Here is a 13,789-nt window from a genome sequence, read left to right on the forward strand (position 1 = left end):
TTAACAAGGGCTATTCTTTTTGGCCTTTAGGCCAGCCTTTAGGCCGGCTTTTTTTAGAGCATCATTTACAGCTTCTAAAAAGGCCTTGCTCGTTAGGGTAGCACCGGCTACGATATCCACATCCGTAGAATTTTTTTCGACAATCCTTTTAGGCAGGTATTCAAAAACGGCATCGCTGTAGCCGGGCGTATCGGCATACTCTAAGATATCTATATGTTTAATTTCGTTTTTTTCTATCACAACCCTTACGCTCATATTTCCCATCAGACTTTCTGCCTTTCCTTCAAAAATACCTGAAACAATCTTTTCATCATTTTTTTCATTACAAGAAAATAAAAGGCTGCTAAAAATAAAAACTATAAGGGCAAAACAAATTTTTTTAATCATATTTGAAAGTTCACCTGCCTAAAAAATATCCTATGTCCCCCCAGAGGGCAAATACGAAAACTATTGCAATAAAGGCTATGCCGATAAACTGAACATAGTACAGCACTTTCGGATGGATTTGCCTTCTAAAGATAAATTCTATAAAAGCAAAAAGAATTAAGCCTCCGTCCAAGATTGGAATGGGCAATAAATTCATTATAAAAAGAGAAATAGAAATTATACTTATAAAGTTTAAGATATCGGAAAGGCCTATTAAAAAACCGGCCTTAAAACCTTGGGCAGCTACATCTCCCAACATGTGGGTAATACGGACAGGGCCTGAAACAGCCTGCCTTAGATCAACCCCCTTAAACAAAAGACCTAAACTTTTAAACGTTAAAACAAAGGCCTTGTGGGTTGAAACAAAACCGTTCACTATGCTCCTAAAAAAGCCTGTTCCGGGAATTTCGACCTTGATAGATTTCATGCTTAAACCTAGGTCTACCCCGTTTTCGGTTCTGATAAGGCTTACGGTTTTTGTAATCTTGTTTCCGCCTCTTAAAATTCCCAGTTCGGCAGTCTTGTCGTTTATACCATCTAGAGCTCGGCTAAAATCTACAGTATTGGCAACTTCAATTCCGTTCAATTCCGTAATAAGGTCGCCTTTTTTAAGGCCTGCAAGTTCGGCAGATGAAGAAGGCTTTACTTCACCTATTTCAAGGGGAATAAAAGAATAAAAACCTATTATTCCTGCACCGGTTTTTGGGTCGAGCTTGGGCTTAAGTTTTTTTATGATAATTTGCCCATCTCTTTCTATTTCTAAGGTAACCTCTTCCTGTGCTTCAGGCACAATGAGACGCACAATATCTGCAAAGGTCTCGGTTTTTTCACCGTTAATGCTTAAAATTACATCCCCCATCCTTAAATCGGCCTCGCGGGCAGGAGAGTTGTCGGCTTCGTTGTAATAATAAACCGGAGCTATCTTATTTGAGCTTGTATAATAGCTTGAACCTATAGCACTTACAATAGCAAGGGCAAGAACCGCACTTATATAGTTTGCAAAGGGGCCGGCAAAGGCAATTATAATCCGCTTAAAAGGGTGTACACCGTAAAGCTCTCCCTTTTTTTTAGGAATTGCAGAGAGGTTTTCTTCGATAGCTTGCTGAAAGGCTTTTTCTCCTTTCATGCCGCAATAACCTCCCATTGGGATTGCAGAAATTCTATATTCCGTGTCTCCTTTCTTTTTTTTAAAAAGAACAGGTCCCCAGCCTATCGAAAAACTTTCTACTACAACACCGCAGAGTTTTGCGGCAATAAAATGACCAAGCTCATGGATAAAGACCATGATACTCAATATAATCAAACCTATTAAAATCTTAACCATAAATTATTCCGTTTTACTTTTATTGCAGGCCGTTTACTCTGCCAAGTATCCTTGCCAAAGCGATCGCTCTTGCCCTGTTTTCATAGTCATAAACTTCTTCATAAGAAGAAGGTTTCATAGTCCAATCCGAATTTAAAACTTCTTGCGTAATATCCGCTAAATCGGTAAAGCTCACCTTTCCATGCATAAAGGCATCAACGGCTTCTTCGTTTGCAACATTAAAAGCTATAGGATAGGCTCCGCCTTTTTTAGCCGCCTCAAAGCCCAAAGCCAGCATGGGAAAATCATCGGTTCTGGGAGGCATAAATTCCAACCTTATAACTTGAGAAAAATCCAAGGGGTTTAAAAATGGTTCAGGCATTTCAGGAAAACTTAAAGCATTTAAAATAGGATTTTTCATATCGGGAGGAGAGGCTTGAGCAAATATCTCTCCGTTTTTACACTGTACCATCGAATGGATTATACTTTGAGGATGAACCGTAACTTCGATTTTTTCGGGCGGAAAAGAAAATAGCTTTACAGCCTCAATTACTTCCAAGGCCTTGTTTGCAAGAGAAGCCGAATCTATCGTAATCTTTCCTCCCATTTTCCATGTCGGATGCTTTAAAGCATCTTCAAGTTTTATGGTGCAAAGCTTTTCCTTAGGCGTATTTAAAAAAGGGCCGCCTGAGGCGGTAATTATAATTTTTTCAATATTTTCTTTTTTATGAGCGTTTATAAGCTGAAAAATCGCAGCGTGCTCCGAATCAACGGGAATTATTTTACTCCCCGTTTTTTCGGCATCTTGAAAAATCAATTCTCCTGCCTCTACTATAGTTTCTTTATTGGCAAGAGCCAAATCCAAACCGCTTTTTATAACTTCTACCGAAGCCTTTAAGCCTGCCGAACCCGCTATACCGTTTATAACGATGTCGGCCTTTGATTCTTCAATCAGCCGGTTTATAGCTTTTACATCTATCTCGTGTTTTAAAGTGGAATCGTTTTTTTTTGTAGAAACAAATTGTGCACCGATAAATTCGGCTTTTATTTTTTTTGCAAAGTCCAAATTTGAATGAACCGAAAAACCGGCAAGTTCAAACCTATCGGAAAATCTTCTTATTACTTCTAAAGAATTTTTTCCTATCGAGCCGCCTGCACCCAGCAATAAAACCCGTTTTTTTTTCATTAAAGGCCGCCTATGTTTCATTAAAGGCCGCCTAATAAGAGTACGCAAAAGCAGTAGAATACGGGAGCGGCTATGAGCAAAGAATCAATGCTGTCAAGAATACCGCCCCGCCCTAAAATCACCTTCCCTGAATCTTTAACATCTGCAGAACGTTTTAAAATTGATTCTATTATGTCTCCGATAATGGCAAAAAAGGCGGTAAAAAGAGCTATTATTATAAGTTCTTTTAATTTTCCGTTAAACTGTTTATTAAAAAAATAAAAGGAAAATACTGCAGCTGTGATTGAACCTATGAAGCCGCCTATAAAGCCTGCAATACTTTTTTTAGGGCTTGCCTTAATAAGGCCTCTGTTGTTTTTTCCAAGCAGCATACCGAAAAACCATGCAAAGGAATCGCAGCCGAAGGTCATAAGAAAAAACATGATGATAAGGGCGCCTGCATTGGGAAGTATTGTTATTAAAGATAAATAAACTGCCAAACCCCAAGGATAAATCAGCATAAACACACCCGCTGTAAATCGACTGATGCTGTTAGTAAAATTTCCAGAAAATGAAAAGATAATTTCCATAAACATCATTCCGGCGGTTACACAGCCGAAGATAAGAAAGATGCAGTAGAACGGTAAAACATTTAAGCCTATTAGGTATGATGAAAACAAAAGGATTGATCCGAAGAAAGCAAGAATTTTTTTAGGATAGGCCGGTGATTTTTGGGATAAAATATTATATATTTCATAATTTGCAATTAAGGCAGCTATAAATAACTCAATATGATAAGCTAAAAAATTATAATTAGGAATAAAATAAATGGAAGCTAAAATTAAAGGTGCACCCACAAAAAATATGACAAGTCTTTCAATAATTTTTTTTATTTTCATTTTATTCTCCGTTTATTACATTAAGCGTTTCCATAACGTCTGTTTCTTTTTTTATAATCTTCTATTGCTTCATATAGGTCTTCCGCTGTCCAGTCAGGCCACAAGGTATCCGTAAAATATAGTTCCGCATAGGCACTTTGCCAAAGCAGAAAATTACTTAAACGCTTTTCTCCGCCCGTCCTTATAAGCAGATCTACAGGTGGAATTTTACCCGTATCCAACTTCGAATCAAAAAGTTCTTCGCTTATTGTAGACAGCTCGTCCGGGTTTATTTTTCTTATCGCCCTTATTATCTCGTTTTGAGAACCGTAATTTATTGCAAGCACAATTGCAGTCCCTGTATAATTTGCAGTTTGGGCTTTTACTGTAGCTATCTCATTTTGAATATCTTGAGGTAAACCGTATAAATTGCCTATATGTTCAATACGTATATTATTATCGGCATAAAATTTAAGCTCAGCCCTCAAATGCTGCTTAATAAGGCCCATCAAAAACCCGACCTCGGACTCGGTTCTTTTCCAGTTTTCGGTAGAAAATACATAAAGCGTTATATAAGGAATTCCCAGATCGGATACGGCCTTGGTTATTTTTTTTGCGGTATTAAGCCCTTCCTTATGTCCCATAGAACGGGGAAGTCCTCTTTTTTTTGCCCATCTGCCATTGCCGTCCATGACAATGGCAATATGTTTTAGGTCATCGGACATTTAGTTTTCCATTATTTCCTTTTCTTTTGCTTCAAGAACTTTATTTATTTCGGAAATATAAGCATCCGTAGATTTTTGTAATACATCTTCAGCTGTTTTTAACTGATCTTCGCTTATCTTTCCGTCTTTTTGTAATTTTTTTGCCTCATCGATTCCGTCCCGTCTGATATTGCGGATAGAAACCCTTGAATTCTCGGCAATGGTCTTTGCCTTTTTTGCAAGGTCTTTTCTGCGGTCTTCCGTCAGAGGCGGAATTGCAATGCGGATAACCTTTCCGTCATTTGTAGGATTTACCGAAAGGTCAGCCTGCAGCACAGCTTTTTCGATTTCGACCAATAAGGATTTATCCCATGGCTGAATTACTACAAGCCTTGCTTCAGGAATAGAAATATTTGCAAGCTGGTTAAGAGGGGTGCTCTCTCCATAACAGTTTACCTTTATCTTATCAAAAAGGGCTGAAGATGCCCTTCCGGTTCTAAGCATATTAAATTCTTCTTTTAACGCAGAAACCGTTTTTTTCATTTTTTCTTCGCAACTTTTTTTAACTTCCTCTATCATAATTTGCCTCCGATTTATTTTTACCGGTTATATGCTGTCCCCCTTAAACTTAAAGAGAGGCAGCATAACATCTTAAATTGTGTTTTAGGCTTTAACACCTAATTGAAAAATAACCAGCTTTGATAAGCTCAAAGAAGCTCCGGCTTCTTTTCCGACCTCAGCCATTTTCTTTGAGACTGAAAGTTTGTCATCCTTGACAAAGGGCTGTTCAAGAAAACAGATTTCGGATAAATGCTTTGAAATTTTTCCTTTAACAATTCCCTCTTTTACATTATCCGGCTTATCCATGTCTGCAACCTGACCTCTAAAGATTTCTTCTTGTTCTTTGATGTAAGATTCATCCACATCTTCTTTTTTAACATAGAGGGGCAAAAATGCTGCTGCATGTAAACAGCAGTCATAAGCAAAGTCTTGAACCGCACTTTTTTCAAAGATTTCCGGCTTATCCGACTTTAAAACTACAATGACTCCAGTTTTTTTATCGGAATGAATATAGCGTGAAAGGTACTCGTCTGTACCGGCCTTTACACTGATTAAGCGTGTAAGGTTCATGTTCTCGCGTACGCGGGTAGCCAAATCCAAGAGCTTATCATTTAGTTCGGGAGTAACTTCAGAAATGTCTTTATCAAAGGCCGTTTTTGCAATGTCTTCTCCGACGGCGATAAAGTCCGCATTTTTTGCAACAAAGTCGGTTTCGCAAGTCATTTCAAGCATAACAGCTTTCTTATTATCATTTTTGATAACAATAATACCTTCACTTGTTGCTCTATCGGCACGTTTTTCGACGGCAGCCAGACCTTTTTCTTTTAAATATTTTTCAGCCTCTTTGGCATCCCCGTTACAGTGCTGTAAAGCCTTTTTGCACTCCATCATACCTGCACCGGTTTTATCTCGCAATTCTTTTACATCAGATGCTTTAATATCCATAAATTTCTCCTATAAAAACTAGAAGATTAACAGTGAGGCAGAATTTCTGCCGAGCTGTTTATCGAATCTCCTATAAAAACTTTTATTTACTTGTCGTCATATAAATCCTCATCATTTACGAGAGGATTTTCTTCTTCATCCACATCATCTCCGGAAGTTTCATCTTTGGGAGTGTAGTTGGAATAATCGGTAATTTCTTCTTCTCTGTCCTGATAAGGATCAACACCTGAATCGCCGGACTCCTCATCTTCCTGAAGATTTTCGATGATTTTAAGGCCGTGTTCGTTATCGGCCTCGATAACGGCATTAGCGATTACGCCTGTAAAAAGCGAAATAGCTCTGATTGCATCATCGTTTCCGGGGATGGGATAATCGATGCCTTCGGGATTGCAGTTGGTATCAACAACGGCAATAATAGGAATACCTAATGAGCGGGCTTCTCTGATAGCAATTTCTTCTTTTCGGGTATCGATAATAAATAGAATTCCGGGTAGATCCTTCATCTCCTTAATGCCGCCTAAGTTTTTTTCAAGCTTTGCTTTTTCTTTTTGGAGAGAAGCGATTTCTTTTTTTGTTAGGTTATCGAATGTCCCGTCAACTTCCATTTTTTCGATTTTCTTAAGACGGGCCAAACTCTTTTTGATTGTTGAAAAGTTTGTAAGCATTCCGCCAAGCCAGCGGTTGTTTACATAGAACATTCCGCATCTTTCAGCTTCTTTTTGAATTGTCTGCTGGGCCTGCTTCTTTGTTCCTACGAACAAAACCGACTTCCCTTCCGAAGTTGTTTTGCGGACAGCTTCATAGGCCTCACGGATTGCAACGATTGTTTTTTGTAAATCGATGATATGAATTCCGTTTCTTTCCGAAAAAATGTATTTTTTCATTCTCGGATCCCAGCGTTTTACTTGATGGCCGAAATGTACGCCTGATTCAAGTAAGTTTTTCATGGTTACTACTGCCATGTGTTTCTCCTTTGGAGCTAAAAAGCTCCTGCCTTCTCTATTTCTCGGAACAGAGTACAGCCAATTAAACTGCCTAGGGGCTAATCTTATAGCCGTACATCCTTCCGGATATTTACCGTAAAAACGGCATATCGGTATTATATAATTTTTTGAAGTTTTTGTATAGTGCTTGACAAAGTTTACTTAAAAGAGTTTTATCTAAGGCCTTAAATTCGCAGGTTTTTCGATTAAAGAATACTGAATCCCTTTTCATTTAAGATTTCATAAAGCTCTTTTATAGGAAGGCCGACTATGCCGGTATAGGAGCCTTCGATTTTTTCAATAAAAAAAGAAGCCTTACCTTGAATTTTATAAGCCCCTGCAGCATCCTTCCATTCTTCGGTTTTTATATATGCGGAAATTTCTTTATCGGAAAGTTTTTTAAAAAAGACCTTAGAAATATTGTGTTTTTCATTTACTTGACCTGTTTTACAGTCAAGAAGGCAGATTGCACTCACCACAAAATGGGCTGAACCGGAATGGCTTTTAAGCATCATTTCGGCTTCTTTTTCGGTTTTAGGTTTACCGAAGATTATCTTTTTATTTGGAATTTCAGTATCGATAGCAAAAACAAGAGTATCTGCCGCCAATATCAGCTTATTAAGGTTATTGTCCGCAGTTCGCGGTAAGGTCTTAAAAAGGCTTTCCGCCTTACAGTGCGCAGTTAAAATACATTTTTTTACCGGATCTTTTTCGGTTATTAAAGATTCATCAAAATTAGACGGTTTAATATAAAATAAAACACCCAGCGAATCGAGTATCTCTTTTCGTCTGGGTGATGCAGAAGCTAAAATCAGCTCTTTCATTCTTTTAGCTAAATTTTAGTTCTTATTTTGTCCGCTCACTATTGATTTTAGGACTTCCATAGCTCTGTTTCTTACAGGAGTTATGTAGTTAAAGTTATTTGCAATTCTCATAATACTTTCAGTCATAGCTCTCTTATCTTTTACAGTGGGAGCCAATTTTTCATAAGCATTGAGTACTTCAAGGGCCAAGGAGCTTTGAGGGTTAATAATATCGAATTTGCGGTTGATAAAATTTATCATATCTACAACCTCATCATTATTGTTGTAACCCAATTCTCCTAAAGATTTAACGGCTTCCATAATTACTACCGGCTCATTATCGGTGTACATAACGGTCATAAGAGATTTCTTTGCCTGTTCGTTTTTAATTTTTCCTAAAAGACGGCATGCCTCCCTTCTGACATCGGGATAGTTATTGGCAACTCTTCCGTTTTCACGTACGACCGAGGTAAGGCCTACAGTCGCAAGAGAATCAAGAGCTTCCTGCAGTTCAGGTGTTACCCTCCCGCTCTCAATAGCTTCTTCAACCATCTGCAAGGCTACAAACTTAGAATCGCGGCCTTCCGCTGTAACCATCTCTTTAAGAATTATGCCCTCCATCGAATTAAGATAGGCTTCTTCAACTGTCATCATAGAGCCGGGCTTTTCTCCCTCCTCTGCAAATACAAAGCATAATCCTAAACATAATATCATCATTACAAAAACTAAAGACTTTCGTCGCATGTTCAATTACCCCCTAGTTTGGTACATTACCTTTATTTTCAATCATTTTCATTGTAAAGTCAAGTAGTAAAACTTGCTTTTTTTATTTTTATAGTCAAAATAGTCAAATTCGATGAAAAACCTCTAAAAGCCCGTTTTAAGGAACCAAAAGCCATCTGTCATCTATTTTTTCAAATCTATAAAGCACCTTAGAGTCTGTCGTCCTAGCTTCAACCTTAGTCGGTGATAAATAAGTAATATCATCAAACACTTTGTTTTGTCTTGAAGGAACAAAAACATAGTAAAAATAGTCTTCAATACTTTTTAACTGCGTTCCTTTTTGATGAGCAGGAAGTCCCTCGCTGGCTTTTTTCAAAACTTCAGGCTTTGAAAATTCTTTTATATAATCTTTTGAAAGCCAGTATCTCCAACGTCCATAGTCCTTTTTTGCCGTTATATCGTTTAGTTTTTTTACAACCTCTTCAATTTCGGACTTAGCTATCTCCTTGTCCTTTTTGGTAATGGAAACGCCCTCAAATTGAGCAACAACTTCTTCATCCGCAGGTTTTGATACTTCAGCCTGAGGCTTTTCCTCTTCTATAGGCTTTTCAGCCTCTGGTTTTTGAACCTGCTGAGGCTTTTCTTCCGGTACAGGAGTTTCAACAACAGAAACAGGCTTTGTTTCAGGTGCGGATGCACATGAACCTATTAAAATTACAACAAGGCATAGGCCTAAACAATAAAAAGTCTTTTTCATACAATTATAATACATTTATTTTCGGCTTACGTCAACTGAAATGTTATTTCTTTTCATAAATTAAAAATTCTCTAATGCTTTTTTTTTATATGCCGATACTGCCTCTGAGGAGTAGATTGCTATGGAAAAACATTCGGTTGCGGCAGACATAAAAAGCATTTTACATGAACAAATTGATTTAATCGATAATATCTATAATTTGCAAAAGGCTATGTACCAAGGTGTTTTGGATAGAGACTGGCAGGAAAGTGAAAAAAACTTGAGTTCCTTAAACGATGCTTCCGTAAAATTTTCGCATTTGGATAAAAAATTATACGGACTTTTGCAAGCTGATGAAAATGATTCTCACGAAATTGACTTTTATGCACAGACAAAACAATTTGCTCCGGCAGATAAGAAGCAGATCGATTCTTTATATGAAAAATTAAAAGAAAGAGTTTTCTATTCAAAAATTGAAAATGATGTTTTCTCAAATTATGTTTCACATGCTCAAGCCTTGGTGAATGGTGTAGTAAATATTATTTCGGAAGAAAGAAACGGAAAATGTTATACTGCGAAAGGGAAACGGGTTAATACGGAAATAACAAGCCTCGTTTTAAATGAGGTCTTATAAAGGAGGTGCGATAAACAGTTCGGCAGAAATTCAGCCTCACTGTTTATCTACCGTAATTATTATGGAGGTATAGATGGCGACATTTGATGCAATAGAATTAGGAAAAAGAAGTTTGTTTGCTCACCAGCAGTCGATTCAAACGGCGGGTCATAATATTTCGAATTCTTCGACAAAGGGATATACAAGGCAGAGGGTAAACCTCGATGCTTTTGAGCCTCTTTACAGGCCAGACTTAACCAGAGCAGAAACACCCGGGCAAATCGGACAGGGAGTTACCATAGGTTCCATTACCCGATTAAGGGATGAGCTTTTGGATCAAAGAATTATAGGGGCTGCCGATGACCTAGGCTATTGGGAAACAAGAAACTCTTATATTGCTCTTTTGGAACAGGTTCATAACGAACCCGAAGACATTTCCGTCCGAAGCCGAATGGACCAGTTTTGGGAGGCTTGGCAAGAACTTTCACTCTACCCTGAGTCGGATGCTGCCCGTCAGGTAGTCCGTACACGGACTGAAACTTTAACGGATGCCATTCATCATCAATTCCGCGGCTTACAGGGCATAAGGGACATGGTACACGGCGACATAGAAGCAACCGTAAAACAGGTAAACGACCTTACAAGCCGTATAGCCAAACTAAACGAAGAAATAGTTAAGGTTAAGGCTATGGGGGACAATCCCAATGACTTGATGGATAAAAGAGACCTTTTAACCGAAAAACTTTCCTCCCTCATAGATATTTCAGTAGATAAAAGAGATGAAGACGAAACATACGTCATTCATACGGCCGGTTTGGAAATAGTACAGGGAAGAACACACCGAACATTCGATTTTAGGGCCTCAACTGAAAACGATAAATATGCAGACGTTATCTGGGAAGATTCCGGTAATTTAGCTCATTTTGAATCGGGAAAACTAGCCGCTTTGATTGAGCTTAGGGATACGGATATTCGGGACGAAATCAGAAAACTGGATACAATGACAATGAACTTTGTCGATTTGGTAAACGATGTACACAGAAATGCTATGAGTCCCAACGGAAAAACAGGCATCGATTTTTTTAAGGAACAATATTTTATAAACAATACCCTCGGTAATTTTGACAGAAACGGAGACGGAGAATATGATTCTTCCTACATCTTCAGAATTACAGGTACCAACACCCTTGACCCGCGTGAACAAATAGGCCTTGAAGGAACCTTAACCCTTTCGTCTGGGGACGGCATTGTGCAGGTACCCTATTATTCGACTGATATGGTTTCAGACCTTGTAGAAAGGATTAACAGATCAGGCTCCGAAGTAGCGGCTTACCTTGACCAAAACAATAAACTTGTTTTAAAAGGTATGACAAGCCTTGATAAAGAAAATCCTGACTTTGTTATCCGTCATGTCGAGGATTCGGGAAGATTTTTAGCAGGCTATTCGGGCGTGCTTTCTCAGGCAGGGCAGGAAGGTGCCTATGACTGGGGAAGAGCAAATGCAGTTGATGTATTGGCAGGAGCCCAATATGCGGTTTCTCCTATAGCCCATCCTTCAGGCTGGATGGAAATAAATCCCGTAATCAAAAGCGATATACAAAATATAGCTTCGGGCTATAAGGGCCCCGAAGGTGTCGCCTATCCGGGAGACAACAGAGCCGCTCTTGCAATAGCTGCAATCAGAAATACTCCCGTAATGGTAGGGCACTCAGCCACTTTTGACGACTTTTTTGCCGATACTGTAACAGAAATCGGTCTAAAAGGCGAACAGGCAGAAATGACCTTAAACACACAGATAGCCATTGTAAAGGAATTACACGATATGAGAGATTCAGTATCGGGCGTAAACATAGACGAAGAACTATCGGATATTATCAAATTTCAGCACGGGTATAATGCTTCTGCAAGATTTGTTTCGGTAATCAACGAAATGATAGACACCGTTATAAACAGAATGGGTGTCTAGCTTTTAAGGTTTGGAGTAAAATATGATGAAAAGAATTAGTACAAATATTCAGCACACGGACAGCAATTTTTCGATGAGGAATCAGGAATCGAGGCTTCATAATCTAAATAATCAGATACAGTCCCAACGGCGGATAAACCAGCTTAGAGATGACCCCGTTTCTGCAGGACACTCGGTAAGGTACAAGTCCTATCTTGCCCGCCTCGAAAGGTTTGAAAAAAACACAAAAACCTTGCGCGATCAATATATGTCGGCCGAAACCTATATGAATAATTCGCTCCAAGTTGTTCAGCGTTTAAGAGAACTTTCAGTACAGGGAGCAAACGGAACCTATACACCGGATGACCTAAAAGATATGGCAGCCGAGGCCGATGAACTTTTAAAAGAACTTATTCAAAACGGAAATGCCGTAAATTCGGACGGTGTCAGAGTTTTTTCGGGAACCAAAAGTTTTACAGAGCCCTTTGAAACCGTAATGGGAGATGTGGACGGAGCAGGTTCCGCCCTTATAACTCAGGTCAGATATAACGGTACGGTCGATTCAAAAGAAGTTGAAACCGATGAGCTTTCTTTTATGAGGGCAGATCAGGCCGGTAACAGGGTATTTTGGGCAGAGCAGCAAATTCTTATTTCTCAAACTGATGCCCGAAACTTTGTTATAAAAGAAGACACAAGCATCGAGGTTGACGGGGTTGAAATTCCCTTAATTGCAGGCGACAATGTTTATGCAATTATGTCAAAGATAAACGATTCGGGAGCCGCAGTAAAAGCAAGCCTTGACCCGATAACAAGCGGCTTAAACCTTACAACTACCGATGCCCGCCAGCTTTGGCTTAGAGATGCGGAAGGAAGCACCGTTTTATCCGAATTGGGCTTAATAAAGGCCGAACAAAGACCGCCCTACAATTTGGCAAATTCGGTACGCGTTTCGGGGGGCTCTCTTTTTGATGCAGCCATTGCCGTCCGCGATGCTTTCCTTTCGGGAGACCAAGAAGCCCTAGGCGGAAAGATTTTAGGAAGCCTCGATGAAGGCATACACAATCTTACTACAAGAATGGCCGAAACGGGTTCCAAGTATGCAAGAGCCGAAGTAATATTAGCCCGCATTGATACGCAAACCTTAAATGTAACGGCGGCAGAGGCGCGCGAAGCAGACTTGGACATTACAAAGGCGATAACCGATCTAAAGATGTTTGAACATACTCATCAAGCTTCTTTAAGCGTATTGGGAAGACTTTACAGGGATTCACTTTTAAACTACTTAAAATAGAAATAGGATGGATTTACAATGGAAATTAAGACAAAAGCCATGGGGCTTGTTGAGATTCAGGATGAACAGATAATAGAATTGGTTGACGGATTTTACGGATTTGAAGAATTTCATAAATACGCCTTATTGGATTCGGGAAAAGCCCCCTTCTTTTGGGTTCAATCCCTTGACGATGAAAATTTAGCCTTCATCGTTATAGATCCTTTTTTGTTCAGACCCGATTATGAGCTGGATATCGATGACGAATTATTAAAACCGATAGAGGCAGAATCTCCTAAAGACCTCTTGGTTTTTGCCCTTGTTACCATTCCGCCTACAGGAGCACCTATTACGGCAAATTTGCAGGGCCCTCTTATTATAAACAAAAAGAATAAAAAGGCTTTTCAGGCTGTCTTAAATGACGGAAAATGGAATACAAAACACGACATTCTTGCAGAGCTTAATACTGCGGGGAGGAACTGATGCTCATACTTTCCCGTAAAACAAACCAAAAAATTCTAATAGGCGATAACATAGAACTTACCATAATCGATATTCGGGGAGATCAGGTAAAGATAGGTGTAGATGCACCGGCATCGGTCAAGGTTTTCCGTGAAGAAATCTACCAAGAAATCCAAAATGAAAACAAGGCAGCCTTAGTCCGCGATGCAAAACTTAATTTACCCGAACTGCATATTAAAAAGAATAACTAAATCCCAATTGTTTATATTGTA

The 13,789-nt window shown here is 39.0% G+C and carries 16 protein-coding genes; 5 read left to right on the forward strand and 11 right to left on the reverse strand.

Going from position 1 to position 13,789, the window contains the following annotated elements; genetic code table 11:
* The 11 genes from E4N74_RS06935 to E4N74_RS06985 form a co-directional block, all read right to left on the reverse strand.
* On the reverse strand, positions 1–384 hold the full coding sequence (locus tag E4N74_RS06935) for an FMN-binding protein (protein WP_338113391.1): 384 nt from the start codon (positions 382–384) through the stop codon (positions 1–3).
* A gap of 13 nt (positions 385–397) precedes the next feature.
* Positions 398–1,750, reverse strand: a complete 1,353-nt coding sequence (gene rseP, locus E4N74_RS06940; RefSeq protein WP_255804759.1) for an RIP metalloprotease RseP — start codon at positions 1,748–1,750, stop codon at positions 398–400.
* A 19-nt stretch (positions 1,751–1,769) separates the two neighbouring features.
* Complete coding sequence (gene dxr / locus E4N74_RS06945) at positions 1,770–2,915, reverse strand: 1-deoxy-D-xylulose-5-phosphate reductoisomerase (RefSeq protein ID WP_255817106.1); 1,146 nt, start codon at positions 2,913–2,915, stop codon at positions 1,770–1,772.
* A gap of 20 nt (positions 2,916–2,935) precedes the next feature.
* The gene (locus E4N74_RS06950) at positions 2,936–3,793 is read right to left on the reverse strand and encodes a phosphatidate cytidylyltransferase (RefSeq protein WP_044977255.1); all 858 of its coding nucleotides are present in this window, start codon (positions 3,791–3,793) and stop codon (positions 2,936–2,938) included.
* Positions 3,794–3,813: 20 nt separating this feature from the next.
* Positions 3,814–4,497: a polyprenyl diphosphate synthase gene (gene uppS, locus E4N74_RS06955; RefSeq protein ID WP_044977256.1), complete on the reverse strand. Its 684-nt coding sequence runs from the start codon at positions 4,495–4,497 to the stop codon at positions 3,814–3,816.
* Positions 4,498–5,055: a ribosome recycling factor gene (frr, locus tag E4N74_RS06960; protein ID WP_044977257.1), complete on the reverse strand. Its 558-nt coding sequence runs from the start codon at positions 5,053–5,055 to the stop codon at positions 4,498–4,500.
* A gap of 84 nt (positions 5,056–5,139) precedes the next feature.
* Positions 5,140–5,982 (reverse strand): translation elongation factor Ts, encoded by an 843-nt coding sequence (gene tsf, locus E4N74_RS06965; protein ID WP_044977258.1) that lies wholly within the window; start codon positions 5,980–5,982, stop codon positions 5,140–5,142.
* 86 nt (positions 5,983–6,068) lie between these two features.
* Positions 6,069–6,944: a 30S ribosomal protein S2 gene (gene rpsB, locus E4N74_RS06970; protein WP_044977259.1), complete on the reverse strand. Its 876-nt coding sequence runs from the start codon at positions 6,942–6,944 to the stop codon at positions 6,069–6,071.
* 227 nt (positions 6,945–7,171) lie between these two features.
* The gene (locus E4N74_RS06975) at positions 7,172–7,789 is read right to left on the reverse strand and encodes a Maf family protein (RefSeq protein ID WP_255817107.1); all 618 of its coding nucleotides are present in this window, start codon (positions 7,787–7,789) and stop codon (positions 7,172–7,174) included.
* A gap of 15 nt (positions 7,790–7,804) precedes the next feature.
* Entirely contained in the window at positions 7,805–8,512 is a 708-nt protein-coding gene (locus E4N74_RS06980; RefSeq protein WP_338113351.1) for a HEAT repeat domain-containing protein, read from the reverse strand.
* 136 nt (positions 8,513–8,648) lie between these two features.
* The gene (locus E4N74_RS06985; RefSeq protein ID WP_044979632.1) at positions 8,649–9,248 is read right to left on the reverse strand and encodes a hypothetical protein; all 600 of its coding nucleotides are present in this window, start codon (positions 9,246–9,248) and stop codon (positions 8,649–8,651) included.
* 121 nt (positions 9,249–9,369) lie between these two features.
* Between E4N74_RS06985 and E4N74_RS06990 the strand changes: the two genes are divergently transcribed.
* The 5 genes from E4N74_RS06990 (at position 9,370) to csrA (ending at position 13,768) form a co-directional block, all read left to right on the forward strand.
* Positions 9,370–9,861, forward strand: a complete 492-nt coding sequence (locus E4N74_RS06990) for a hypothetical protein (protein ID WP_044977262.1) — start codon at positions 9,370–9,372, stop codon at positions 9,859–9,861.
* A 73-nt stretch (positions 9,862–9,934) separates the two neighbouring features.
* Positions 9,935–11,806, forward strand: a complete 1,872-nt coding sequence (gene flgK, locus E4N74_RS06995) for a flagellar hook-associated protein FlgK (RefSeq protein ID WP_255817109.1) — start codon at positions 9,935–9,937, stop codon at positions 11,804–11,806.
* 22 nt (positions 11,807–11,828) lie between these two features.
* Positions 11,829–13,076 carry a flagellar hook-associated protein 3 gene (locus tag E4N74_RS07000; RefSeq protein ID WP_084224496.1) on the forward strand — a complete coding sequence of 416 codons (1,248 nt, stop codon included), beginning with the start codon at positions 11,829–11,831 and terminating at the stop codon, positions 13,074–13,076.
* A gap of 18 nt (positions 13,077–13,094) precedes the next feature.
* Positions 13,095–13,538: a flagellar assembly protein FliW gene (locus tag E4N74_RS07005; protein ID WP_255804764.1), complete on the forward strand. Its 444-nt coding sequence runs from the start codon at positions 13,095–13,097 to the stop codon at positions 13,536–13,538.
* Positions 13,538–13,768 carry a carbon storage regulator CsrA gene (gene csrA, locus E4N74_RS07010; protein ID WP_044977265.1) on the forward strand — a complete coding sequence of 77 codons (231 nt, stop codon included), beginning with the start codon at positions 13,538–13,540 and terminating at the stop codon, positions 13,766–13,768. The genes E4N74_RS07005 and csrA overlap by 1 nt, the downstream gene beginning before the upstream one ends.
* The last annotated feature ends 21 nt before the right edge of the window (positions 13,769–13,789 follow it).

Origin of the sequence: Treponema putidum, from assembly GCF_024401155.1 — a bacterium.
GTDB classification, from domain to species: domain Bacteria; phylum Spirochaetota; class Spirochaetia; order Treponematales; family Treponemataceae; genus Treponema_B; species Treponema_B putidum.